The organism is Aeromonas sp. DSM 116730, from assembly GCF_046581335.1.
In the GTDB taxonomy this organism is placed as follows: Bacteria; Pseudomonadota; Gammaproteobacteria; order Enterobacterales; family Aeromonadaceae; genus Aeromonas; species Aeromonas rivipollensis.
On the sequence record NZ_CP144265.1, the window covers coordinates 3,264,992 to 3,288,819 of the forward strand.

Sequence of the window (23,828 nt, forward strand, 5' to 3'; positions counted from 1 at the left end):
CTTTGTGCGCGGAAGGAACCGCTCCCCATATAAAAATCGAAAGGATGTAGTCATGAAGCACTTCGAGGTCAACTTCGACGGCCTGGTCGGCCCCACCCACAACTATGCCGGCCTCTCCTATGGCAATGTGGCGTCCCAAAGCAACGCCAAGGAAGCGTCCAATCCGAAGGAGGCCGCAAAGCAGGGGCTGCGCAAGATGAAGGCGCTGACCGAGCTTGGCATGACGCAAGGGGTGCTGGCGCCCCAGGAGCGGCCGGATCTCGCCACCCTGCGCCGCCTCGGCTTCACCGGCAACGATGCCAGCGTCCTGGCCCAGGCCGCGAAACAGGCCCCCGCCGTGCTGGCCGCCTGTTACTCCGCCTCCAGCATGTGGACCGCCAACGCCGCCACCGTCTCGCCGAGCGCCGACACCCAGGATGGCCGCATCCATTTCACCCCCGCCAACCTGACCAACAAGTTCCACCGCTCCCTGGAGCCCGAAGTGACTGGCCGCATCCTGCGCGCCGTGTTCAACAACGATCGTCACTTCAGCCACCACCAGCACCTGCCACAGAACGATCACTTCGGTGACGAGGGGGCCGCCAACCACACCCGCCTGTGTCGCGCCTACGGCGAGGCCGGGGTCGAGCTGTTCGTCTATGGTCGCAGCGCCTTCGACGTCTCCCGGCCCGCCCCCAAGCGCTACCCGGCCCGCCAGACCCTGGAGGCCAGCCAGGCCATTGCCCGCCTGCATGGACTCGGGGAAGAGAGCGCCGTCTTCATCCAGCAGAACCCGGACGTGATCGATCAGGGGGTGTTCCATAACGACGTGATAGCGGTGGGCAACCAGAACGTGCTCTTCTTCCACCAGCAGGCCTTCCTCCATACCGAGGCGGCCCTGGCCGAGGTGCGCACCAAGTTCGGAGAGGGGGAGCTGCACTTCATCGAGGTGCCGACCAATGAGGTGTCGGTGCAGGATGCGGTGAAATCCTATCTGTTCAACACCCAGATCCTGACCCTGCCGAGCGGCGAGATGGCGATCATCGCCCCCACCGAGTGCCGTGACAATCCGGCGGTAGCCGCCTATCTGGCCAAGCTGGTGACCCTGGGCACGCCCATCAAGGGGGTGCACTTCATGGATGTGAAGCAGAGCATGCGCAACGGCGGCGGCCCCGCCTGCCTGCGACTGCGGGTTGCCATGAACGACGCCGAGCTGGCGGCGGTCAACCCGGCCTGCCTCATCAACGACAGCCAGTTTGCCCGTCTGGACAACTGGGTCGAGCGCCACTACCGCGACAGCCTGTCGCTGGACGATCTGCGCGATCCTTCCCTGGTGCTGGAGACCCGCACCGCCCTGGACGAGCTGACCCAGATCCTGAAACTGGGCTCAGTCTATCCCTTCCAGCGCTGAGCACACGCTCGCAGCGAAGCCGCGACATCAGCATAAACAGAGAGCCGGGCAATGCCCGGCTCTCTTGTTTCAACCCATTGAACTGTGACTCAGCGCCAGGGACTCTGCTGCCAGAGGCGGCCGAGGGCGCCTTCCAGCGCCTGGGCCCCCTGTTGACCCAGCCGCTGGGTCAGGCTCTTGGGCTTGCGGTAGCTGATGCCGACCACCTTGTGTTGGCTGGCCTGGGCCAGCAGGTAGTCATCGCTGGTGCAGAGCGCATCCACCAGACCAAGCTGCTTGGCCTGGCTCGCCAGCCAATGCTCCCCCGTGGTGACCTTGTCGATGTCGAGGTTGGGTCTGTGCTCGGCCACGAATCCCTTGAAGCGCTCGTGGATGGCCCCCAGCTCCTCGCGAAACTTCTCCCGCCCCAGATCGTCGTTCTCGCCGAACATGGTGATGGTGCGCTTGTACTGGCCCGCGGTGTGCATCTCGAACTCGATGTCGTGCTTTTTCAGGAGTTTGTTGAAGTTCGGCAGCTGGGCAATGACGCCGATGGAGCCGACGATGGCAAAGGGGGCCGCCAGTATCTTGTCCGCCACGCAGGCCATCATGTAGCCGCCGCTCGCCGCCACCTTGTCGATGGCCACCGTCAGCGTGATGTCCTTGTCACGCAGGCGCTGCAGCTGGGAGGCCGCCAGGCCATAGCCGTGCACCACGCCGCCGCCGGACTCGAGGCGCAGCAGCACCTCGTCCCCGGGCCGGGCGACCCCTATCACGGCGCTCACCTCTTCGCGCAGGGAGGCCACCTCCCTGGCATCCATGCTGCCGTGAAAATCGAGCACAAAGAGCCGGCTGCGCTCGTCCTCGTTCTTGGCTCGCGCCTTCTCTTCGGCCTTGCGCGCCTTGTCCATCTGCTTGCGCTCGGCCTTGCCGGCCAGGGCCGATTGCAGCTGATGACGCCCCTGCTCCAGCTCCCGGGAGAGATCCGTCACCACCAGCTCCCCCTTGCGGGCCCTGGGCTGACGGCTGCTCACCACCATCAGGACGACGGCGCCTATGGCCAGCAGTAAGGTGAGGGTCTTGGCCAGAAACAGGCCGTATTCGGTCAAAAATGCCACTTGATACTCCGCGCTATGTTCGGTTTTTTCACATAGTAAGGAGTTTGGCGGTATGGTGCAAAAACTCTGCCATGGGCCAGGGGCAGACAGCGCCAATTCACGCTACAGCCCTGTTTTCTTCACATTTTTGCCGTCTCATACTGGTCAACGGCAGGGCCGGATCAGTACACTTGCCTCCTCTATGGTCGCGCCCATCCGTCACGGATTTGTTAACAGGAGTGCACATGCTCGATTATCAGGCCCCCCGGGATCTGCTCAAGGACAAGGTCATTCTGGTAACGGGTGCCGGTGACGGCATCGGCCGCGAAGCGGCGCTCACCTATGCCGCCCACGGCGCTACAGTAGTGCTGCTCGGTCGCACCAGCGCCAAGCTCGAGGCGGTCTACGACCAGATAGAGGCGGCCGGCCACCCCCTGCCCGCCATAGTCCCTGTCGATCTGAAAGGGGCCACCGCCGCTCACTACCGCGGCATGGCCGAGACCTTCGCCCAGCAGTTTGGCCGCCTCGACGGCGTGCTGTTCAATGCCGGTCTGCTCGGCACCCTATCCCCCTTCGAGCACATCCAGGAGAAGGAGTGGGACGAGGTGATGCAGGTCAACGTCAAATCCGAATTCCTGCTGACCCAGGCCCTGCTGCCCCTCATTCGCCAGACCGCCAAGGAACACGGCGAGGCCTCCATCGTCTACACCTCCTCCAGCGTGGGCCGAAAAGGGCGCGCCTACTGGGGCACCTATGCCATCTCCAAGTTCGCCGTCGAAGGCATGATGGAGGTGCTGGCGGACGAGCTGGAGAATACCGGGGTGCGGGTCAACAGCCTGAACCCGGGCGGCACCCGCACCAGGATGCGGGCCAGCGCCTTCCCGGCGGAAGATCCCCAGTTGCTGAAGACCCCGGCCGACCTGATGCCGCTCTATCTCTATCTGATGGGGCCGGACAGCCGTGGCAAGACAGGCCAGACCTTCGTGGCCCAGCCCAAATAAATCAACAAACTAACCAGATGGGGTTAAAGTGAAAAGGGGCGCCAGTCGCGCCCTGTTGAATCCCATCGGCCCCTGACAGGTTGCACTATGTTTCGTCCCAAGAGCACGTTTGAGCAATGGCGGATCTTCCAGGCCGTGGTGGACTGTGGCGGTTACGCCCAGGCCGCAGAGGCGCTGAACAAGAGCCAATCCTCCCTCAATCATGCGGTCGCCAAGCTGCAACAGAGCCTGGGGCTGGCCCTGCTGGAGGTGAGGGGGCGCAAGGCGGTGCTGACGCCGGCGGGGGAGATCTTCCTCAAACGGGCCCGTCAGCTCAGCCAGCAGGTGGAAGAGCTGGAGAACCTGGCCAACAATCTGGAGCGCCAGTGGGAGCCGCAAATCAACCTCTATGTCTCCGCGCTGCAACCCAGGGAGCGGCTCTACCGGGCGCTGGCGCACTTCCATCCCCGCAGCCGGGGTTGCCGCATCAATCTGCACGAGCGGATCCATTGCCACTTCAATGCGCTCCAGGTGGGGGACCTGATGCTCTCAGAACACCTGCCCCACGATCGCACCGGCCTGCCGCTGGACGAGGTCTGCCTGCTGCCACTGTGCGCGGCCGAGCATCCCCTCGCCGGGCAGGAGGATCCCATCACGGCCGAGCTGCTCGCCAGCCATAACCAGATAAGCCTGCACCCGCCCATCCACCGCTCGGTGGACTGGAACGACGCGGATGACACCGGCTGGAAGGCGACCCACTATCACGAGGTGCTCAGCATGGTGCGCCTCGGCCTTGGCTACGCCTGGGTACCTGGCCATCTGGTGCGGGAAGAGCTCGCCAGCGGCGCCCTGGTGCAGCTCGATCTGGCCGGCGGCAGCGAGCGCTACCTCTACACCTACCTGCTTACCCCCTCCACCGATGCCCTGGGCCCGGCGGCCGAGCTGCTGCTGCGCTGCCTGCGCAACGAATACCAGGCCGACAGCGGCAAGTAATGCGCCGCCGACCACAGCGGTCGGCCCCTGCCTATCCCCCCAGCGTCAATGCCGTGGCCCCCGCCATGGGCGCCTCACACATTGGGCACCCGCCAGCAGGCGGCCAGCGCAGCCAGCGCCAATGCGGTGGCCACCATAAAGACCCCGTGGAAGCTCCAGATCTCGGCCACAGTCCCCGCGATCGCGCCCGCCATGATGGAGCCGGTGCGGATGCTGTTGGCAAACAAAGTGGTCGCGACCCCGGCCCGACCCGGCATCAGATCCTGGAAATAGGACATGCCAATGCCGGCGACTATGCCGATGAAGATGGCGTTGAGCAGTTGCAGGGCGATGAGGGCACTCTGGCTCGACAGTGTCACCAGGCCGGCGTAGAAACCGACCCCGGCCAGCACCGCCAGCAGCATCATGGGCCGCTTGCCGAAGCGCCGGGTGTAGTAACCTGCCAGCAGCATGAAGGGGATCTCCAGGGCCGCCGCCGTGCCCATCAAGATACCGGCCAGCTTCTCCTCCAGCCCCAGCTCGCGGGTGATGTAGAGCGGCATGTTGATGAGGTACATGCTGTTGCAGGTCCACATCAGGGTGGAGGCGATGAAGAGCGCCCGCACCGAAGGATCTCGCCAGCTGCTGACCCGCTCCCCCCCGCCATGGCTGCTCGGCAGCGGCAGGGAGGGCAGCCAGCGCCAGACCACCAGGGCGCAGACCAGATAAGCCAGGGCGGAAGCCAGATACATCACCTCGAAGCCGTAGCCGATGGCGAGCGCGAAGGCGGCCGGCGGCCCTATCACCCAGGCCAGTGAGAACTGGGCCCGCAGCACAGAGCTGAACATGTCCGCGCGCTTGTTGCGACTGTCGGCGTATTCGCGCGCCAGGGCAAACAGCTGGGGGCTGGCGGTGGCGGTCAGGCTCGCCAGCACCACCCCCAGGCTCACCAGCAGCCAGTATTGCCGGTTCCAGGCAAACAGCAGAGAGAGCACTATGCCGGCAAGACAGCAGCGCAGGATCAGCTGCTTGCGATCCCCCCCGTTGTCGGAGCGATGGCCGAGCCACTGGCTGATGAGGATGCCGATCACCGCGTTGACGGTGTAGAAGAGCCCGACCAGGAAGGGGCGCACCTGCACCTCTTCGGCCAGAAACAGGCTCAAGGTGGGCACCTGGAGTGCCACCGCCACCCCGGTCATGAAGGTCACGGCGAGGAAAGAGAGAGAGACGGGATCCGGCCTCTTGCGGGCAGCACTCAGCAAACTCATAGAGATACCATTGATATGGAAGAGAAAAGGAAGCCAGAAGCCGGCGGATGTACAGTATGACGGCGATTATTTTATGCGATTATCAACAGCCACCTCAAGGCTTGCGAGGCCAGGTCCAAGTCCGTACATTGGTAAGCCCTCTGGCCAGTACAAGGATTTCACATGTTTGATTTTGATCGGGAGATAGATCGCAGCGGCACCATGAGCCTGAAGTGGGACAAGTACAAGGGTCAGGATGTACTGCCCATGTGGGTAGCCGACACCGACTTCGCCTCGCCCCCCGCCGTCATCGAGGCCCTCACCGCGCGGGTGGCCCACGGCATCTTCGGCTATTCCCGCCCCTCCCCCCGGCTGATCGAACTCATCATCACCCGTCTGCAGCAGCGCTATGGCTGGACCATATCCCCTGAGTGGCTGGTCTTCCTGCCGGGGGTGGTGCCCGGTCTGAACCTCGCCTGCAAGGCCTGGAGCCAGCACGGCCGTGGCATCATCACTCCCAAGCCGGTCTATTACCCCTTCCTGCAGGCGCCGGGCTTCAACGATCGCCCCCTGCTGACAGTCCCCATGATGGAGGAGGCCGGACGCTGGGTGCTGGATCTCGAGGAGCTGGAGCGCCAGGCTCCCTCCGCCGACCTGCTGCTGCTGTGCAACCCGCAGAATCCGGGGGGTACCGTCTTCACCCGCGAGGAGCTGCTCGCCATCGACGCCATCGCCGAGCGCCACAATCTGGTTGTCTGCTCGGACGAGATCCACTGTGATCTGCTGCTGGATAAGGATGCCCGCCACATTCCCTACGGTGCCCTGAGCCCGTCGGCCGCCGAGCGCTCTGCCGTCATGATGGCGCCGAGCAAGACTTTCAACATCGCCGGCCTGTGCTGCTCCTTCGCCGTGATCCCCAACGCCCGCCTGCGGCTCAAGCTGCAACAGGCGATGCGTGGCATCAGCGCCGACGTCAACCTGCTGGGCTTCGTCGCCGCCGAGGCGGCCTACGAGGGCGGCGAGCAGTGGCTCAGGGAACAGCTCGACTACCTGAGGGCCAACCTGACTCTGATCGAGCAGGCGGTGGCACGCTGGCCCGGCGTCAAGCTGGCAAGGAATCAGGCGACCTATCTCGCCTGGATCGATGTGAGTGCCCTCGGGCTGGATGATCCCGTCGCCTTCTTCGAGCAGGCGGGGGTCGGTCTCTCCCCGGGCGCCCAGTTTGGCGATGGCCAGTTCGTGCGCCTCAACTTTGGTTGCACCAGGGCTCGTCTCACCCAAGCCTTGTCGCGCATGGAGAAGGCCATTCTCCAGCGCAGCGCCTGACAAGGAACGCGCGCTCCAACGCTGGCTGCACCAGGGCTCGTCTCACCCACGCCTTGGCGCGCATGGAAAAGGCCATTCTCCAGCGCAGCGCCTGACAAGGAGCGCGCGCTCCAACGCCGGCTGCACCAGGGCTCGCCTCACCCAAGCCTTGTCGCGCATGGAGAAGGCAATCCTCCAGCGCAGCGCCTGACAAGGAACGCGCCGTTGACCGCAAGGGGGCGGCGGCCATTTCGCCGCCCCCTTGACGGGAATGGTGAAAGCCATTCAGGTTCACATCTGATATAGATAAGATGTGACACATGACGGGATGAGCCTGGCTCATCTTTTTTTCAGCCATTGTTCCGGTTCACTATGCACCCACGAGCCCTGCGTCCCCTGTTGCGCTTCTCACTTGCCGCCCTGCCCTGGCTGGCGGCCATGCTGGCACAGCCCCTCTCTGCCACCCCCGCCTATGTCACCATAGGCACGGGGGCGCTCAACGGCGTCTACTACCCCACGGGGGGCGCCATCTGCCGTCTGCTCAACGACGACAGCAGCAACCACGGGCTGCACTGCACGGTGCAGAGCACCTCGGGCTCCATCGCCAACCTGGCCGCGCTGGCCAAGGGCGACATCCAGCTGGCGCTGGTGCAGTCGGATGTCCTGTACCATGCGGCTCACGGCAGCGGCCCCTTCGCGGGCCAGACCCCGAACGATCAGCTGCGCAGCCTGCTGCGGCTCCACAAGGAGTCCCTGACCCTGCTCGCCAGCGCCACCAGCAACATCAGCACCCTGGCGGACATCGAAGGAAAGCGGGTCGATCTGGGCGCCCCCAATTCAGGTGACAGGGTCACCAGCCGGGCACTGCTCGACGCCATGGGCTGGCAGGAGAGTCAGTTCGCCGTGCCTCCCGTCGCCTCGGCAAGCAACCGCCTGGAGGGACTCTGCAACGGCACCCTGGATGCCGCCTTCCTGGTCGCCGGCCACCCCAACCAGGGGATAGGCGATCTGACCGGTCGCTGCCAGGCCCGCCTCATTCCCATCGAGGGGGAGCAGGTCGACAAGCTGCTCAAGCAGTATCCCTACTATGAGCGCAGCCGCATCGGCGCCAACCTCTACCCGGGGCAGACCAGCGCCGTCGCCACCTTTGCGGTGACCGCCGAGCTGGTGGCCGAGGCCAGCCTGCCTGAAGATCAGGTACGGACCCTGCGGGACGTGCTGAGCCGCAATCTCAAACAGTTCACTCGGCTGCACCCGGCGCTCACCACTCTCACCCCGGAATCCATGCAGGCGGGGGACATACTCCCGCTCCACCCCGGCATGCTGGATGCCGCGCCCACCCTGTTGCCCGACGCCCTGGCCCCCTCCGGGGCCGAGGCCACCTCGGGGGTGCTCCCCACGGCACCGTCCGCCCCCACCAGTGCGGCCACCCCGCTGGAAGGGGCAGAGGTGCTGCCGGAGCAGCCCGCCGGCGCCACCCTGCCGGCCAGTCCGGATGCGGTGACGACAGAGCAAGCCCCGGCGCTGACCACGCTCCCGACGCAGGCAGAAGCAGCTTCAGCGCAGGGCAGCCAACCCGACGCGACCGGGGTCGCCACCCCCTCGGCAGCAAAGAGCACAGCGCCGACCGCGCCGACCGCAACGCCCGCACCGGGCAGCCCAAGCGGCGCCTCGCCGGTCACCCGCGATACGCCCGCCCCCGCCCAATGACGGGCAGAGTACAATGCAAGAGGCCACCCCAGGGTGGCCTCTTGTCATCCGGATGTGCGCCGACGAGCGGCACCGGGCTTATCCCTTGGGAAGCGGCAACGAGTCCGGGCTCAGGATCTCCTCCTCCACCCAGTGCAGCAACTGCTTGATGGCCCGCGACAACACCTGGTTCTGGCGCACCACATACCCCAGGCTGGTACCGGGGAAGTCGGTCAGCCGGGTCACGGGAGCGGTGAGCTTGAGGCGCGGGTGGAGCGAGAAGTCCGGCACTATGGCTACCCCGAACCCCGCCTCCGCCCAGTCGAGCTGGGCATCCACACTGCCCACCTCCATGATGCGGCAGCTCGGCAGCCCGAGCAGGGGCAATGACGGGTCGATCAGCGCCCGGGTGCGGGTGTCGTGCCCAAGCAGGATCAGGGTCGGCTCGTCGAGGGGATCGCTCTCCCCGGCCTTGGCACGGGCCTGCCAGCGGGTGAGCCCCTGCCCCAGAGCGCACCAGGTCACCTGCTGCAATTCTGTGTAGAAGAGCGGCTCGCTGCGCTTTTGCGCCATCACGAAGCCGAGATCCGCCTTGCCCGCCCTGACCAGATCCGCCGCCTGATCCGAGGTGGTGTTGAACAGGGTGAGATCTATGCCGGGAAAGGCCTGCTTGAAGCGCTGGAACGGCTGGATCAGCAGCAGCCGCGAGATGATGTCGCTGGCGGCGATGGCGAGCGTCCCCTGGCTCAACTGGCTGAGGGCGTTGAGATCGGACTGGCAGAGCTGCAGCTCGTTGATGGCGCGCTCGGCGCTTTGCAGCAATCGCTCCCCCGCCTGGGTCAGCCGGAACGGACTGCGCTCGATGAGCTTGACCCGGGTGGCCTGCTCCAGGTTCTTGAGGTGCAGGCTGACGTTGGGCTGAGTCATGTGCAGTTCGGTGGCGGTCTGGCCGAAGTGCTGCAGGCGGGCCAGGGTGACGAAGGTATTTAACCAGTGAATATCCAGCATGACGACGTTCTCATCCAGCGCTGGCGCGGCTTGGCGCACCATGGCACGTTGTGTGCCGATAAATTGGTCACAATTATATGGTTTTCTTATCGGAATTATAAAGATAATTAATTTTTCTAATCCGCAGAGGGCTCCTAGGATGGACGCCTAACGTCTTAGGAGAAAGAGTCATGTCGTCTATCGTAGTCGTAGGTGCTAACTGGGGTGATGAAGGCAAAGGCCGCATCGTCGATTATCTGGCAGGCCAATCCGCCGCCAGCATCCGTTTCCAGGGCGGCAACAACGCCGGCCACACCGTGGTCAACGATCTTGGCACCTTCAAGCTGCACCAGCTGCCAAGCGGCGTCTTCAACCCGGATTGCCTGGTCGTGCTCGGCCCTGGCATGGTCATCAGCCCGGAGCCGCTGACCAAGGAACTGGCTGAAGTGAAGGCCGCCGGCGTGACTCCGAAGCTCGCCATCTCCGACCGCGCCACCTTCTGCCTGCCGATCCACGCCCTGGAAGATACCCTGGAAGAAGTCCGTCTGGGTGATGGAGCCTATGGCTCCACCCGTCAGGGCATTGCCCCGGCTTACGGTGATCGGGTCATGAAAAAGGCGATCCTGGTCGGCTGGCTGAAACAGCCGGAAGTACTGGTCGAACGCATCCAGTTCTTCCTCGACTGGAAACTGCCGCAGCTCAAGGCCCTCTATCCGAGCTTCGAATTCAGCCAGACCGCCCAGGAAATGGCCGACTGGCTGCTGGAAGTGTCCGCCCCCTGGATCGACGCCGTCTGCAACGTCAGCGAGCCGCTCAAGGCCATCCAGGCCCAGAACGGCACCCTGCTGTTCGAAGCCCAGCTGGGCGCCGGCCGTGACCTCATCTACGGTGAGTACCCCTGGGTGACCTCCTCCCATGTCTCCGGCGCCTACGCCGGTATCGGTGGCGGCCTGCCGGCCCTGCGCCCCGAGCGTGTGATTGCCGTGGCCAAGGCGTTCAGTACCTCTGTGGGTACAGGCACCCTGATCACCGCCATGGAGAACCAGGAAGAGTTCCGCAAGTTCGCCAACGAGTTCGGCGCCACCACTGGCCGTCCCCGTGACATCGGCTACTTCGATGCGGTCGCCACCAAGCAGGGTCTGGAGATCCAGGCCGCCAACGAGATCGCCCTGACCAAGCTGGACTGCCTCTCCGGCATGCCTGACTTGAAGATCTGCGTGGCCTACGAAGGTGCCAACACCGAGAACCCGATCTGGCCTCAGACCGCTGGTCTCAAGCCGGTGTACGAGTCCATGGAAGCCTGGAGCGAAGACATCTCCCACATCCGCAAGTTCGAAGACTTGCCCAAGGCTGCCCAGCACTATGTGCTGCGCATCGAAGCCCTGCTGGGTGTGCCGGTTCCCATGGTCTCCGTCGGCCCGGGCCGCGAGCAGATGATACTGCGCTAAGCCGCTCGCATCGCTGCCGCTAAGGCAGATAAAAACCGGTCTCCATGAGGCCGGTTTTTTTTATGGCCGCCCACCACTAACCGCTGCGGCGTCCCCAACCCTCTCTCAACCCCTCTCCTTTCCCCACAAAGCGCAGTTCGGCTCAAAATAGACCATTCATAACCAGATATTGAGCAGCAAGGTTGAATCTGGCTCATCCCCCGCCGCTAGACTGATCCCGTCATCAGGATCTCCCCATGGGGATCCCCTCATCCATAAAGGAGCACCACAATGAAATTACCCCTGAGTTCTGCCCTGCTCTCCCTGCTGTGCCTGGCGGCCCTGCCCGCCGCCGCCATGACCTTGAAGAGCACGGACATCCAGGAAGGCCAGCTGATGGACAAGGCATTGAGCTTCAACGGCTTCGGCTGCAAGGGGGAGAACCGCTCCCCCCAGCTGAGCTGGCAGGATCTGCCGGCCGGTACCAAGAGCGTCGCCATCACCGCTTATGATCCCGATGCCCCCAGCGGCAGCGGCTGGTGACACTGGCTGGTGGTGAACCTGCCCGCCAACCAGAGCGAGCTGGCCAGCAATGTCTCCGGCAAGCTCAAGCAGGGGCTGGAGCTGAGAACCGATTTCGGCAGCCAGGGTTACGGCGGACCCTGCCCCCCGGCCGGGCACGGCATGCACCGTTACCAGTTCACCGCCTGGGCCCTGCCTCAGGATCTCGAGGTGAAGGCAGATACCCCGCCCGCCATGGTAGGCTACATGCTCAATGCCATGGCGCTGGGCAAAGCCACCCTGACCGCCACCTTCGTCACCCCCTAGGAGCCCGCCGGATGAGCACTCCCCTGCTGCAACTGAATCACTATTTCGGGATCCGCCAGCAGCCCCTGCACAGGGTGCTCATCTATGCGCCGACCCTCATCTGGGTGCAGCAGGGCCACAAACAGCTGTGGTGGCAGGAGAGGCGCCTGTCCTTTGACAAGGGGAGCTGGCTGCTGATCCCGGCGGGCCACCAGCTCACCTTCGTCAACCAGCCCGAGCAGGGCAAGTTCAGCTCCCATGCCCTGACCCTGCTGGCCCCGCCCCCCGCCGAGTGGTTGACCTGCGCCCCGACCACCCCACAGAGGGAGCCGCGCCTTGAGATAAGCCCGGCGCTGGCGTTCTGCTTCGAGCTGGTCTGCTCCATGGCCGGCCGCACGCTGAGCGAGGCGACCCAGATCCAGCTGCTGCACGCTTTCTATGCCGAGCTGCACGCCGCCCATGCCCTCGACCTGCTGTTTCCCGCCAGCACAATGACGATCGGGGAGCGGCTGGCTCGCTACCTGGGCGTGGAGCCCGGCGCCGATCACCGGCTGGAGACTCTGGCCCCCCACTTTTCCATGAGCCGCGCCTCCTTGGTGCGCAAGCTGGCCGCCGAGGGGCGCAGCTTTCGCCAGCTGCTGGCCCAGGTGCGCATGAGCCACGCCCTCACCCTGCTGCAACAGGGACTGAGCCCGCTGGATGCGGCCCTCGCCTGCGGTTACGACTCCCCCAGCCGCTTCGCCGCCCGCTTCAAGCAGGAGTTCGGTCTGACCCCCCACCAATATCTGCGCACCTGCCCCTCAACGGCCCCGCAACGCCAAGTAAATAGTTACTAAAAATAACTCCTGTGTAACCTCATGTAACCCGGTGATCCCGATCACACCTCTCCCCGCCCGTACTGTGACGTAGCGCCAACCTTTCCGCTTTCTTTCCCCTAGAATGGCTTTGAAAACGTTTTTACTAAAATAAACACAAAAAAATCACCTTCCTTAACCTACAAGATCGTCATTGGAGCGAGATATGTTTCGTAAAAATTTACTTTCCGTCACCCTGGGTGTCGCCCTGTTTGGTCTGGCCGCCTGCAACGGCAATGACTCAACCACACCGACCCAGCCCGACGCCACCCTGGCGAACCAGTACAGGAACGTGATCGATCGCACCGGTACCCCGCTCCAGTTCCGTGACTTTGACAGCTACTCCAACCTCAAATACAACCCCCTGCTCGATCTCGGGGCCTGGCACGGTTTCCTGCTGCCCAAAAGCGACAGCGAGTGGGGAGGCTTCACCGGTCCCATGGTGATCGCCGAAGAGTACAGCCTCTTCTTCGCAAGGGAATTGGACAAGCTGACCCTGAGCGATGAGAGCGGCCGCCAGTACCCCCTCACCAGCGCCAGCAAGCATGAGATCTACGCCATCCCCGGCGCCCTGGTGCAGCGCTTCGAGTTCGAGCCCTTCACCCTGGAGCTGGAGCTGCGCTACGGCGATGCCCGCACCGCCCTTGTCCGCACCCGTCTGGTGAACAATCAGGATGCGCCCCTCACCCTGACCCTCAACTGGCAGGGTGAGCTGCTCCAGCAGTGGGATGCCAAGAAGACGGTCGCCGAGCAGTATCCCGACTGGACCCGCACCCTCCGCCAGAGCGAGCAGGGGATCGAATTCCAGTTCGGCGAACTGCGCAGCACCTGGAACATCATGCAAAGCGGCAGCGCCAGCTATCGCATCGACCGCACCCTGCCCAGCCGCACCACCCTGGACGAGAAGGGGCTCGGCTATGTGAGCGAGGCCAGCCTCACCCTGGCCGCCAAGGGTCAGCAGGATATCTACACCCTGCAGAGCTATGTCCACTCTTCTGATGAGGCGAGCCGCTTCCAGCAGAGCCGCCAGGCCCTGCTGGCCAACCCGGCAGACGCCTTCGATGCCTCCATCCGCCGCTGGGAGGGCTACCTCGAGCGCGGCCTCTCCAACCAGGGGATCCCCGAATCGGAGCGCCGCATCGCGGTCAAGGCGATGGAGACCCTCAACGGCAACTGGCGCTCGCCGGCAGGCGCCATAAAGCACGACGGCGTGACCCCCTCCAACACGGCCCGCTGGTTCGACGGCGTCTGGGCCTGGGATAGCTGGAAGCACGCCTATGCCATGGCTCACTTCAACCCCGACGTCGCCAAGAACAATGTGCGCGCCATGTATGACTACCAGGTCCAGCCCGATGATCCGGTGCGCCCGCAAGACGCCGGCATGGTGATCGACGCCGTCTTCTACAACAAGCTCGCCGATCGCGGCGGCGATGGCGGCAACTGGAACGAGCGGGACACCAAGCCGCCCCTCTCCGCCTGGGCCATCTGGGAGATCTACAGTGCCACCCAGGACAAGGCCTTCATCGCCGAGATGTATCCGAAGATCCAGGCCTATCACGACTGGTGGTACAGGGCGCGGGACAACAACCGCAACGGCATCATAGAGTACGGTGCCACCCGCCACGTCGAGCACAACGACGAGTTCGGCAACATCACCTTCAAGGTGCGATATGGGAACGGCGTGCCCGCCGTGCTGGATCTCGCGCGCTGCACCGACGAGGGGGATGGCTGGTACGGCTGCGCCGGCATGCCGCTCTATCAGCAGGTGCTGAGCACAGGCGGTTACGACGAGATGGACATAGGTGCCCAGCACGGCGCCGGCTGGGAGTCCGGCATGGACAACGCCGCCCGCTTCGGCTTCATCGAGCAGGATCAGCTCAAGCGTTACGCCGACAAGGCCTATGGCGGCGACATCGACAAAGCCCGTCAGGACTGGAACGTCGCCTTCTTCGAGAACCACGAGGGGAGCGGTGAGCTGATCGGCTTCTCCATCGACCAGGAGTCGGTGGAGCTCAACGCCTTCCTCGCGAAAGAGAAGCGCATCCTGGCGGACATGGCAGATCTGCTCGGCAAGCCGGACGAGGCAAGCCGCTACCGCGAGGGGGCAAGCCAGCTCGCCGGCTACATCAACAGCTGCCTGTTCGATGAGGCCTCCGGCTTCTATTACGATCGCCAGATTGCCCAGGGCGATGTGGCGGACACCAACGGCTGCGTCGGCAAGTTGCTGACCGCCCGTGGCCGGGGCCCAGAAGGCTGGAGCCCGCTCTGGGCCGAGGTGGCCGACAAGGAGAAGGCGGCGCGGGTGCGCGAGGTGATGCTGAGCAGCCAGGAGTTCAACACCAAGGTGCCGCTCGGCACGGCGGCACTGACCAACCCGGCCTATGACCCCAACATCTACTGGCGTGGCCGGGTCTGGCTGGATCAGTTCTACTTCGGGGTGAAGGGGCTGGAGAACTACGGCTATCGCGACGATGCCCAGATGCTGGTCAACAAGCTGTTTGCCAATGCCGAGGGGCTGGCGGGCACTGGCCCCATCCGCGAGAACTACAACCCGGAAACCGGCGCCATGCAGGGGGCCAGCAACTTCAGCTGGAGCTCGGCCCACCTCTATATGCTCTATCGCAACTTCCTGAAAAAAGAGGAGTAATCCCCGCTGACCCGGTAAATGACGCAACAAAAAGGCCTCCAGATGGAGGCCTTCTTTCTATCAGGGCGTCGCGCTTACTTGACGGTCACCCGGGCAAACTTGCGCTTGCCGACCTGATAGACGGCGGTGCCGGCAGCGATCAGCGCCTTGCCATCGTCCAGCTTGTCGCCATCCACCTTGACCGCGCCCTGCTTGATCATCCGCAGCGCTTCGGAGGTGGTGTCCACCAGACCGGCGTCTTTCAGCAGGTTGGCGATGGCCAGGCCGTCCCCTTCCAGGGCCAGTTCGACTTCCGGCATCTCGTCCGGGATGGCGTTCTTGGAGAAGCGCTGGGTGAAGTCTTCGTGGGCCGCTTCGGCCGCCGCTTCATCGTGGTAGCGGGTGATGATCTCTTTCGCCAGCCAGATCTTCACGTCGCGCGGGTTCAGGGTACCGGCTTCGATGCCGGCCTTGAAGCCTTCGATGTCCGCCAGCGGGCGGGAGGATAGCAGCTCGTAGTAGTTCCACATCAGGGTGTCGGTGATGGACATGATCTTGCCGAACATCTCCCCTGGGGCATCGTGCACGCCTATGTAGTTGGCGGCGGACTTGGACATCTTCTTGACGCCGTCCAGGCCCACCAGCAGTGGCATCATCAGCACGCACTGGGCGGCCATGCCGGCATCTTTTTGCAGCTCGCGGCCCATCAGCAGGTTGAACTTCTGATCGGTACCGCCGAGCTCGACGTCCGCCTTGAGCGCGACCGAGTCATAGCCTTGCAGCAGCGGATAGAGGAATTCGTGAATGGCGATGGACTGGCCGCCGCTATAGCGCTTCTTGAAGTCGTCGCGCTCCATCATGCGGGCCACTGTCTGCTTGGCCGCCAGCTTGATCATGCCGGTCGCGCCCAGCTCACCCAGCCAGCTGGAGTTGTACTCGATGCGGGTCTTGGCGGGGTCCAGGATCTTGAACGCCTGCTCCGCATAGGTGAGGGCGTTGTGCTTGATGGCCTCTTCGGAGAGCGGCGGACGGGTGCTGTTCTTGCCGGAGGGATCCCCCACCATGGCGGTGAAGTCGCCGATCAGCAGGATGATCTCGTGGCCCAGATCCTGGAAGGTCTTCAGCTTGTTGAGGATCACTGTGTGACCCAGGTGAATGTCCGGAGCCGTCGGGTCCATCCCCAGCTTGATGCGCAGCGGGCGCCCTTCCTTCAACTTGGCGACAAGTTCTTCTTCAACCAGAATTTCTTCCGCTCCGCGCTTGATCTCGGCTAGCGCCACCTCGAGCTGGGACATTTTTTGACTCTCCAATCACGATTCCACAGGGCCAGACATATTACTGGAATGGCAGGCCAATTGGAAAGGCGGTAAACTCCGACCTTCTTCTGGGTTCAACTTCGTCAGCTTCTCATGGTCATTTGGCACGCCTTCAACTCTCTTCCTACCTGGCACCGCAAGATGGTGCTTATTCTGAGCATTCTGGTGATGATGCTGGCAGCCTGGCCAAGCGAACAGGCCGTCGCCACCCGGGTCGATGACAACGGCAACGAACTTGCCCTGCACCAGCCCGCCGACGCGGCCGCCGCGACCGATGAACTCGAGGACGCGCAGCCCCTCACCCCGCCCAAGCCGCGCTACATCACCAAGCAGGTGAAGGTGCGCCGGGGCGACAACATGGGGGTCATCTTCCAGCGCATCGGGCTCAATACCACGGATCTGCACCTCATCGATCAGCTCGACGGCAGCGATCCCCTGCGCATGCTGCAGCCGGGACAGGAGCTCACCTTCAAGCTCACCGAACAGGGCGAGCTGCACAGCCTCTATTACCCCCACAGCCTGGAGCAGGCGCTCAAGGTGAGCCGCAAGGACGACAGCTTCGTGGCCAGACCGGTGCGCCTCGAGCTCGACACCCGCGAGCAGGTGGCGAAGGGGGAGATCCGATCCAGCTTCTGGGGCGCCGCCAGCGAGGCGGGCATGACGGAGGATCAGATCATGGACTTGGCCGCCATCTTCGGCTGGGACATCGATTTTGCCCAGGACCTGCAGCCGGGGGACAGCTTTCGGGTGGTCTATCAGGACAAGTATCAGGATGACGAGCGGGTAGCCTCCGGCGATATCCTGGCCGCCGAGTTCATCAACCAGGGGGCCATCTATCGCGCCGTGCTGAACCAGGATGGCAACTACTACACCCCGGAAGGCAAGGCGATGCGCAAGAGCTTCCTGCGCGCCCCGGTCAACTTCAAATACATCAGCTCCAACTTCAATCCGCGCCGCCTGCACCCTGTCACCGGCAAGGTGCGCCCCCACAACGGCATCGACTACGTGGCCCCCGTCGGCACCCCCATCATGGCGGCGGGCTCAGGCAGCGTGGTGGCCGCCGGTTACAACCAGTTCAACGGCAACTATGTCTTCATCAAGCACGCCGGCAACTATGTGACCAAGTACCTGCACCTCTCCAAGCGCACAGTGAACAAGGGCCAGCGAGTGAAACAGGGGCAGACCATAGGCCTGCTCGGCGGCACGGGCCGCGTCACAGGCCCGCATCTGCACTATGAATTCGTGGTGGGCGGCGTGCACAAGAACCCGCGCACCCTCACCCTGCCCCAGGCCGAGACCCTCACCGGGCGGGCGCTGGCCAGCTTCAAGGCCGAGGCCAGGCCGCAACTGGCCAAGCTCGACAGCACGGATCTGCAACTGGCCCAGAACAAGCGGGACAGCAACGGCAGCTAAGGCTCGCCCCACTTGGCGGTAATGAACAGAGAACAAGGAGAGGCCATGAGCGAGCGCTATATCGGATTGATGTCGGGTACCAGCATGGATGGGATCGATGCCGTGCTGGTCACTATGGATGGTGAAACCCTTCGGGTAGAGGATGCCCTCTGCCACCCCTGGCCAGAGGCAGCGGCGCGCGAGCTCCACGCCCTCTGCACCCCGGGGGAGAACGAGATAGACCGCATGGGGGTGGCCGACAATCGAGTGGCGCAGGAATTTGCCGCCGCCACCCTGGCACTGCTGGCCAAGGCAGGGCTTGAACCCAAGGATATCCGCGCCATCGGCTCCCACGGCCAGACAGTGCGCCACCGCCCCCAGCTCGGTTTTACCCTGCAGATAGGCAATGCGGCCCTGCTGGCTGCCCTCACGGGTATCGATGTAATTGCCGACTTTCGCACCCTGGACATGGCCCTCGGCGGTCAGGGAGCGCCCCTGGTGCCCGCCTTCCATCAGGCGATATTTGCCAAACCCCATGCCCTTCGGGTGGTGCTGAACCTCGGCGGCATCGCCAATATCTCTGTGCTGCCGGGCCACGCCGACGGCGTCTATGGCTTCGATACCGGCCCCGCCAACACCCTGCTCGATGGCTGGTATCGCCGCCATCACCCCCAGGGCGGCAGCTACGACGCCGGTGGCCAATGGGCGGCCAGCGGCCAGCTTGTGCCCGCGCTGCTCGAAAAACTGCTGGCTCACCCCTACTTCGCCGCCCCCTATCCCAAGAGCACGGGGCGGGAGATGTTCACCCTGGAGTGGCTCGACGGCGAGCTGACAGGCACGGCATACGCCCCCGTGGATGTGCAGCGCACCCTGCAGGCGCTGAGCTGCCACAGCATAGCCCGCCAGCTGCCTGCGGTGGATGAGACACAAACCAGGCCAGAGCTGTTCGTCTGCGGCGGCGGCGCCCACAACGGCCCCCTGCTGGCGGAGCTCGCCGCCCTGCTGCCCAGCTGGCGCCTTGAAAGCACAGCGGCACTGGGGCTAGCCCCGGACTGGGTGGAAGGAGCCGCCTTTGCCTGGCTGGCACAGCGCTTTATGACGCGCCAGCCCGGCAACCTGCCTGCGGTGACCGGCGCCAGCCGACCCGCCGTGCTCGGCGCCCTCTACCCCGCCTGAGGGAGTCGAGTAACCAACTTTCATCCCGAGCCCGTCCATCAAGCCGGGCAACCTGCCGCCCATTCTGACACCGGCGCCAGCCGACCGGCCGTACTGGGTGCCCTCTCTCCAGCCTTAGAGAGTCGAGTAACCGACTTTCATCCCGAGCCCGTCCATCAAGCAGGGCAACCAGCCCCCACTCGGGCACCGGCGCCAGCCGACCGACCGTACTGGGTGCCCTCTACCCCGCCTGAACTTAGCCGCCCCCTGGCCCAGCACAGCCCAGTGAGAGGCCGCAGGCCACCCAGCCCTTGGCACAGCAGATAAAAAGCCCCGGATGGTAAAACCATCCGGGGCTGGGCAAGCAGGCACTCGATGCCGTTGGCGGCAGCGGCGCCGTATTGCGGCTGTTACTTCACGCGGTTCTCAGGCTGAAGTGGCAGAACAAGGTTCATGTTGTTCTTCACATCCAGCGCGAAGATGCCATTGAGTTTCTCAACTGAGGCCTTGTCTCCGTCGATCTTCGCCTTGCCGCCACTGACCAGCTCATCGAGCTTGCTTTGACCCGCCGCGAAGGCCAGGAAATCACGCTTGCTGATTTCAAGGGTGGCTTCTGCCTGCTTGTGCTGGACATTGGCCACGCGGTTGAACACGCCGTTATGCAGATCGATGGCAAAATCGCCACCTTCCTTGAGTTTCAGGTTGATGACCGCATTGCCGGCTTTTTCCGCCTTGATCTGATCCACCATGATGCCCAGGAAGTTCATGAAGTGCTCAGGGGGCAGAGCGGCAATCACCTCGGGTGAGCTGGTATTGAGGTTGTTCTTGACGTTGCCACCCTGGCGAAGCTCAACGGCCCCAGCCAGATACCAGTTGCGGTACAGGGCGTTCTCTTCCTGATAACCCAGCTGCTCCAGGGTATCCGCCAGCAACAGGTTGACCTCTTTGTTGCTGCCGTTATAGGCCACTATGTTGTTGAGCAGATCGGCCGCAAAACGGTAATCCCCCTTCTGGAAGCTGGCCAGTGCGGTGCTCAGCACCTTGGCTTCCCCACCCAGGGCTTCCACGTAACGCTTGCCACGTTCGGCATCCGGGTACTTGGCCAGCTCGACCGGGTTGCCGCTATACCAGCCCAGATTGCGGACATAGGTGGATTTCAGGTTGTTGCGCGTGTTGCCATAGTAAGGACGGTTATCCCACTTGTTGAACACAGAGGCAGGCAGCTGGGCATTCTCGGCGATGTCGTCGGGACGATAGCCGTAGTTGGCATAGCGCAGGGTGGTGTCGTAGAGCGACTGGTACACGTCGCGCTGGTTCTTCAGGTAGTCCACCACATTGTTGTTGCCCCACACAGGCCAGGTATGGGGTCCGAAGTTGACCTCCACCTCGCCGCCCCAGCGGGCCACCGCCTCGCCGATGTACTTGGCCCACACGCTAGCATCACGAGTCTGTGCGCCGCGCAGGGTATAGATGTTGTGCTGCAGATGGTTGACGTCTTCCGCCATGGAGAGCGCCTTCCACTCTGGGATATACATGATCATTTCGGCAGGCGCTTCAGAATGCGGCGCCAGATAGAACACGAACTCCACCCCATCGATAGTGACCTTCTGGCCATCCTTGGTGATGACCTGGTTGGGGATGGGCAGACCGGAGGCGTCATTGGCCAGCGCAGGGCCGAGGGCGCCTGTGATGATGCCCTTGGCATCGGGCTTGAGCACGTTGCCGTACTGATAGCCGGCACGGCGCGCCATGATGTTGCCGGCAGAGACGTTCTCGGAGATGGCCTCCTCGACAAATCCTTCGGGGGCAATCACGGGCAGGTTGCCGCTCTTCACATCTTCCGGCTTGGCCAGGCCCGCCGCATAGATCCCCTCGAAACCGCCGAAGTGGTCGGCATGGCTGTGGCTGATGATCACGCCCTTGAGCGGTCGCTTGCCCCTGTGCTGCTCATACAGCTCGATGGATTTTGCCAATGCCTTGGGGGAGTACTCCACATCGAAGAACACCACGCCGGTTTTGGTCTCGATGATGGTGAGGTTGGAGAGATCCTGACCGCGGATCTGGTAGATATGATCGGTGACCTTGAACAGGCCGCCGTAGTTGGCAAGCTGTGCGTGGCGCCACAGACTGGGGTTGACCGATGCCGGCGCCGTCTTGTCCTGCATGAAGTTCAGGCCGGTGGCGCTGAAGACGCCGCCGCCGATGTCGCCCTTGTTGATGAGGGGGGCTATCAGACCCTTGCGGGAATCTTCAAAGGCGACCTTGTTTTCGAAATCCAGCGCCTTGTAGACCGCCTGATTGGCATCCTTGGTAAAGTTAGTGGCCTCTTTCTGCTCGGCGCTGAACACGTATGCGTCTTGCGCCTGCACCTGACCGGCAAGCCCCAGTACCAGGGTACTCATAAACACCAACCTTGGTGCCACGTATTGTTTCTGCTGCATCTGCAAACTCCTTGTCACTCAAGAAAGATCAATCCGGATCACGGCTACCAACGTGCGCACCAGCACAGGAGGCTAACCCCGCAAAGAGGAGTCAGTGGCTCCTCTCTTGGCGCCACAAGAAAGCACCAAATGGCTACACACCCTATTCCTTTCACCCGCCGATAAAAAGCAACCTTTTGATAACCTTGCCAATGTTTCAGTAAAGAAAGCCTTACCTATGGCAACAAATTTGGGTTCTTTTCGGAGCCTTAATGGATGAGGAAGTGACAGTCAGACCGGTATTGACCCGGGTCTATCCCGCCCGGGGACCAGCCTGACCCATGCCAGGGGCTCACAAGCCCTTGTCACCCAGGCTTATGACCCCGTGACGGCCCCTGACTGGCCGGGCTCATGGGCTTTGGCGCCAGGCGCGCCGCAAACTGGCGCAGCGAGTAATTTATGACCAGAAAGTGTGCGGGGCATGTCCCAGGCAGGCGAGCGCACGCAAAGCAATGCCGCCCCTGGGCGGCATTTGTGCATTGGGGTGGCAAAGGCCGGTCAGCGGGGGGTGAGCCGCTTGTTGAACAGCTTGAAGCTGGCTCTGGCGATCAGGCCCTGCTCTATGAGATAGATGCAGAGCATCTCTATGGTGCCCGGCCCCTCCGGGAAGTTGCGGGAGACGCGCTCATGGTCGATGACCACATTATCGTAACTGTGGCGAGAGAGCAGGGTCGCATGCAGATCCGGCTCTGCGAAGCGCGAGACCATGTTCGCCGCCATCTGCGCCTTGTCCCGGGCGATGATCTCCCCCTCCAGGCTGTACTGGGCAGCATCATCGGCATAGGTGGCCAGCCAGGCCGCCACATCCTTGCTGTTATAGGCATCCAGCTGCGTCTGCACTATCTGCTCTATCTGTCCTATCTGTCCTATCTGTCCTGTCTGCTGCGCTGCAACATCCTTGGCTTCCAGCTGCTCTGCTTCAACTCTCATTGATTCCATCCTGCCCTGGCGGGCGTGGTTAGCGTCGGGCGGCTCGCCCTGTGGTCAGCGCTCACTCTCCCACTCCCGAGCGCCAGCCTCAAGGGTGAGAGAGAGTCGCAGCATGTCCTTGTGCTGGATGCCGCTCTCGAAAATGGGGTCGGGGTAGTGGTGCAGGAAGTGATCCTTCACCACGGCATCCACCCTAAAACCGAGGCGCTGATAACAGGTGAGCGGATAACCAAAGGTGCCCGTACCCAGCTCCACCCGCCTGATGCCGCGGGCCGCAAGCTCGGCCAGCCCATGGCGCAGCAGACCGGAGCCTATGCCCTGGCGCTGGTGATCCGGCCTCACGGCGACATTGAAAATTTCGGCCGTCCCCGGGCTCAGGGCCTTGACGACGCAGACCCCGACCAGGATGCCCTGGGCCCGGGCGGCAAAACACCAGGCCCCTGGGAGGTATGACCTTATCCGCTTCTCTGAGGGATCCGCCTCCAGCAACAAGGCGAGGGGGATCTCAGCCGCAGCTATATTTCCGTACTCCATCTTCATCTTCCTTTGCTTCATCGCCGCCCGTCGCCAGCCAGATGCCGATCGCAAATCAGGGCGTCTCGCCCCAGGATCTGCCGGCTCAGCCCAGAGGCGCAGTGGCGGTGCGGCCATGGCATGCTTCGGGATCTATGAGGCCAGATAAAAAATCACCCCAGAAATAGCGCCATGGCGCTATTTCATGGCCTGCATGACTTGCCCATGCAAATATATTGCATGATATGCCAGCCATATCGCTATTCATATTCTTGCCGAACATGGCTAGCATATTTTCAATCGCCATAACAGCCCCATCATCCGTGCATAAAATACATATCCATGCATGAACAATTGAATTAACTGCACGGCGTTACCGCTGATTAACCTATGGTTCACAGCCCGGCTCCCTATCTGGCGGGAGTGAGCCCTCGTCTCAGGCTGATCCTCCGAAAAATGGGGCTGATTGCACCATCAGCAGGGCATTTATTCTATGAATTGAATCGCAACGGGACTATATTTCAGTGCGTTGAGCCAACGCATAAAAACGAGATCCCGGTTTGCCCTCCCCCCTTGGCCACTCATAGAATCCCCCTGTCTGAGATATTTCACCCTGTTCCAGCCTCCTTTATCCACTCCCTCTCGGGCGCGGATTGACAATGATCATCGAGGACCCGACGCC

Annotated in this window: 18 protein-coding genes and 1 pseudogene; 11 read left to right on the forward strand and 8 right to left on the reverse strand. The window is 63.1% G+C overall.

Annotated features, from left to right (window positions below; all coding sequences use genetic code 11):
- Nucleotides 1–52: 52 nt before the first annotated feature.
- Nucleotides 53–1,390: an N-succinylarginine dihydrolase gene (gene astB / locus Aeroheme_RS14860; protein ID WP_289981654.1), complete on the forward strand. Its 1,338-nt coding sequence runs from the start codon at nt 53–55 to the stop codon at nt 1,388–1,390.
- Between the two features lie 89 nt (nt 1,391–1,479).
- Here the strand turns inward: astB and sohB are convergent, their stop codons facing one another.
- On the reverse strand, nt 1,480–2,487 hold the full coding sequence (gene sohB, locus Aeroheme_RS14865; RefSeq protein ID WP_411166111.1) for a protease SohB: 1,008 nt from the start codon (nt 2,485–2,487) through the stop codon (nt 1,480–1,482).
- Between the two features lie 224 nt (nt 2,488–2,711).
- On the opposite strand from sohB, the gene Aeroheme_RS14870 reads away from it, so the two are divergent.
- A complete protein-coding gene (locus Aeroheme_RS14870; RefSeq protein WP_025326219.1) occupies nt 2,712–3,467 on the forward strand; it encodes a YciK family oxidoreductase in 756 nt (251 codons plus the stop codon).
- An 87-nt stretch (nt 3,468–3,554) separates the two neighbouring features.
- Nucleotides 3,555–4,439: a LysR family transcriptional regulator gene (locus Aeroheme_RS14875; RefSeq protein WP_106887496.1), complete on the forward strand. Its 885-nt coding sequence runs from the start codon at nt 3,555–3,557 to the stop codon at nt 4,437–4,439.
- Between the two features lie 74 nt (nt 4,440–4,513).
- Here the strand turns inward: Aeroheme_RS14875 and Aeroheme_RS14880 are convergent, their stop codons facing one another.
- The gene (locus Aeroheme_RS14880) at nt 4,514–5,686 is read right to left on the reverse strand and encodes an MFS transporter (RefSeq protein ID WP_111910291.1); all 1,173 of its coding nucleotides are present in this window, start codon (nt 5,684–5,686) and stop codon (nt 4,514–4,516) included.
- A 162-nt stretch (nt 5,687–5,848) separates the two neighbouring features.
- Between Aeroheme_RS14880 and Aeroheme_RS14885 the strand changes: the two genes are divergently transcribed.
- Nucleotides 5,849–6,991, forward strand: a complete 1,143-nt coding sequence (locus Aeroheme_RS14885; RefSeq protein WP_411166112.1) for a MalY/PatB family protein — start codon at nt 5,849–5,851, stop codon at nt 6,989–6,991.
- A 351-nt stretch (nt 6,992–7,342) separates the two neighbouring features.
- The gene (locus Aeroheme_RS14890) at nt 7,343–8,680 is read left to right on the forward strand and encodes a TAXI family TRAP transporter solute-binding subunit (protein WP_411166113.1); all 1,338 of its coding nucleotides are present in this window, start codon (nt 7,343–7,345) and stop codon (nt 8,678–8,680) included.
- A gap of 78 nt (nt 8,681–8,758) precedes the next feature.
- Here the strand turns inward: Aeroheme_RS14890 and Aeroheme_RS14895 are convergent, their stop codons facing one another.
- Complete coding sequence (locus Aeroheme_RS14895; RefSeq protein ID WP_163147847.1) at nt 8,759–9,667, reverse strand: LysR family transcriptional regulator; 909 nt, start codon at nt 9,665–9,667, stop codon at nt 8,759–8,761.
- A gap of 170 nt (nt 9,668–9,837) precedes the next feature.
- Here Aeroheme_RS14895 and Aeroheme_RS14900 point away from each other — a divergent pair, with 170 nt between their 5' ends.
- From Aeroheme_RS14900 to ygjK, 4 genes and pseudogenes are all read left to right on the forward strand, one after another.
- Complete coding sequence (locus Aeroheme_RS14900) at nt 9,838–11,094, forward strand: adenylosuccinate synthetase (protein ID WP_025326213.1); 1,257 nt, start codon at nt 9,838–9,840, stop codon at nt 11,092–11,094.
- Between the two features lie 270 nt (nt 11,095–11,364).
- Nucleotides 11,365–11,901, forward strand: a pseudogene (locus Aeroheme_RS14905) (YbhB/YbcL family Raf kinase inhibitor-like protein).
- A gap of 11 nt (nt 11,902–11,912) precedes the next feature.
- On the forward strand, nt 11,913–12,716 hold the full coding sequence (locus Aeroheme_RS14910; RefSeq protein ID WP_411166114.1) for a helix-turn-helix transcriptional regulator: 804 nt from the start codon (nt 11,913–11,915) through the stop codon (nt 12,714–12,716).
- Nucleotides 12,717–12,900: 184 nt separating this feature from the next.
- Entirely contained in the window at nt 12,901–15,381 is a 2,481-nt protein-coding gene (gene ygjK / locus Aeroheme_RS14915; protein WP_411166115.1) for an alpha-glucosidase, read from the forward strand.
- A 74-nt stretch (nt 15,382–15,455) separates the two neighbouring features.
- Here ygjK and tyrS read toward each other — a convergent pair whose 3' ends face one another.
- Entirely contained in the window at nt 15,456–16,655 is a 1,200-nt protein-coding gene (tyrS, locus tag Aeroheme_RS14920) for a tyrosine--tRNA ligase (protein ID WP_163136109.1), read from the reverse strand.
- Between the two features lie 114 nt (nt 16,656–16,769).
- Here tyrS and Aeroheme_RS14925 point away from each other — a divergent pair, with 114 nt between their 5' ends.
- Entirely contained in the window at nt 16,770–18,089 is a 1,320-nt protein-coding gene (locus Aeroheme_RS14925) for a peptidoglycan DD-metalloendopeptidase family protein (protein ID WP_025326208.1), read from the forward strand.
- Between the two features lie 45 nt (nt 18,090–18,134).
- Nucleotides 18,135–19,244 carry an anhydro-N-acetylmuramic acid kinase gene (locus Aeroheme_RS14930; RefSeq protein WP_411166116.1) on the forward strand — a complete coding sequence of 370 codons (1,110 nt, stop codon included), beginning with the start codon at nt 18,135–18,137 and terminating at the stop codon, nt 19,242–19,244.
- 389 nt (nt 19,245–19,633) lie between these two features.
- Here the strand turns inward: Aeroheme_RS14930 and Aeroheme_RS14935 are convergent, their stop codons facing one another.
- From Aeroheme_RS14935 to Aeroheme_RS14950, 4 genes are all read right to left on the reverse strand, one after another.
- Nucleotides 19,634–21,664, reverse strand: coding sequence for an alkyl/aryl-sulfatase (locus tag Aeroheme_RS14935; protein WP_411166117.1), 2,031 nt, complete (start codon nt 21,662–21,664; stop codon nt 19,634–19,636).
- A 537-nt stretch (nt 21,665–22,201) separates the two neighbouring features.
- On the reverse strand, nt 22,202–22,633 hold the full coding sequence (locus tag Aeroheme_RS14940) for a nuclear transport factor 2 family protein (protein ID WP_411166118.1): 432 nt from the start codon (nt 22,631–22,633) through the stop codon (nt 22,202–22,204).
- 54 nt (nt 22,634–22,687) lie between these two features.
- Complete coding sequence (locus Aeroheme_RS14945; protein ID WP_411166119.1) at nt 22,688–23,167, reverse strand: GNAT family N-acetyltransferase; 480 nt, start codon at nt 23,165–23,167, stop codon at nt 22,688–22,690.
- 85 nt (nt 23,168–23,252) lie between these two features.
- A complete protein-coding gene (locus Aeroheme_RS14950) occupies nt 23,253–23,453 on the reverse strand; it encodes a hypothetical protein (protein WP_411166120.1) in 201 nt (66 codons plus the stop codon).
- Nucleotides 23,454–23,828 lie beyond the last annotated feature (375 nt).

What these genes read in the sequence shown, in the direction of transcription:
- astB (WP_289981654.1), top strand. Translation starts at nt 53, where the DNA reads ATGAAGCACTTCGAGGTCAACTTCGACGGCCTGGTCGGCCCCACCCAC.
- Aeroheme_RS14870 (WP_025326219.1), top strand. Translation starts at nt 2,712, where the DNA reads ATGCTCGATTATCAGGCCCCCCGGGATCTGCTCAAGGACAAGGTCATT.
- Aeroheme_RS14875 (WP_106887496.1), top strand. Translation starts at nt 3,555, where the DNA reads ATGTTTCGTCCCAAGAGCACGTTTGAGCAATGGCGGATCTTCCAGGCC.
- Aeroheme_RS14880 (WP_111910291.1), bottom strand. Translation starts at nt 5,686, where the DNA reads ATGAGTTTGCTGAGTGCTGCCCGCAAGAGGCCGGATCCCGTCTCTCTC.
- Aeroheme_RS14885 (WP_411166112.1), top strand. Translation starts at nt 5,849, where the DNA reads ATGTTTGATTTTGATCGGGAGATAGATCGCAGCGGCACCATGAGCCTG.
- Aeroheme_RS14890 (WP_411166113.1), top strand. Translation starts at nt 7,343, where the DNA reads ATGCACCCACGAGCCCTGCGTCCCCTGTTGCGCTTCTCACTTGCCGCC.
- Aeroheme_RS14895 (WP_163147847.1), bottom strand. Translation starts at nt 9,667, where the DNA reads ATGCTGGATATTCACTGGTTAAATACCTTCGTCACCCTGGCCCGCCTG.
- Aeroheme_RS14900 (WP_025326213.1), top strand. Translation starts at nt 9,838, where the DNA reads ATGTCGTCTATCGTAGTCGTAGGTGCTAACTGGGGTGATGAAGGCAAA.
- Aeroheme_RS14910 (WP_411166114.1), top strand. Translation starts at nt 11,913, where the DNA reads ATGAGCACTCCCCTGCTGCAACTGAATCACTATTTCGGGATCCGCCAG.
- ygjK (WP_411166115.1), top strand. Translation starts at nt 12,901, where the DNA reads ATGTTTCGTAAAAATTTACTTTCCGTCACCCTGGGTGTCGCCCTGTTT.
- tyrS (WP_163136109.1), bottom strand. Translation starts at nt 16,655, where the DNA reads ATGTCCCAGCTCGAGGTGGCGCTAGCCGAGATCAAGCGCGGAGCGGAA.
- Aeroheme_RS14925 (WP_025326208.1), top strand. Translation starts at nt 16,770, where the DNA reads ATGGTCATTTGGCACGCCTTCAACTCTCTTCCTACCTGGCACCGCAAG.
- Aeroheme_RS14930 (WP_411166116.1), top strand. Translation starts at nt 18,135, where the DNA reads ATGAGCGAGCGCTATATCGGATTGATGTCGGGTACCAGCATGGATGGG.
- Aeroheme_RS14935 (WP_411166117.1), bottom strand. Translation starts at nt 21,664, where the DNA reads ATGCAGCAGAAACAATACGTGGCACCAAGGTTGGTGTTTATGAGTACC.
- Aeroheme_RS14940 (WP_411166118.1), bottom strand. Translation starts at nt 22,633, where the DNA reads ATGAGAGTTGAAGCAGAGCAGCTGGAAGCCAAGGATGTTGCAGCGCAG.
- Aeroheme_RS14945 (WP_411166119.1), bottom strand. Translation starts at nt 23,167, where the DNA reads ATGGAGTACGGAAATATAGCTGCGGCTGAGATCCCCCTCGCCTTGTTG.
- Aeroheme_RS14950 (WP_411166120.1), bottom strand. Translation starts at nt 23,453, where the DNA reads ATGGCGATTGAAAATATGCTAGCCATGTTCGGCAAGAATATGAATAGC.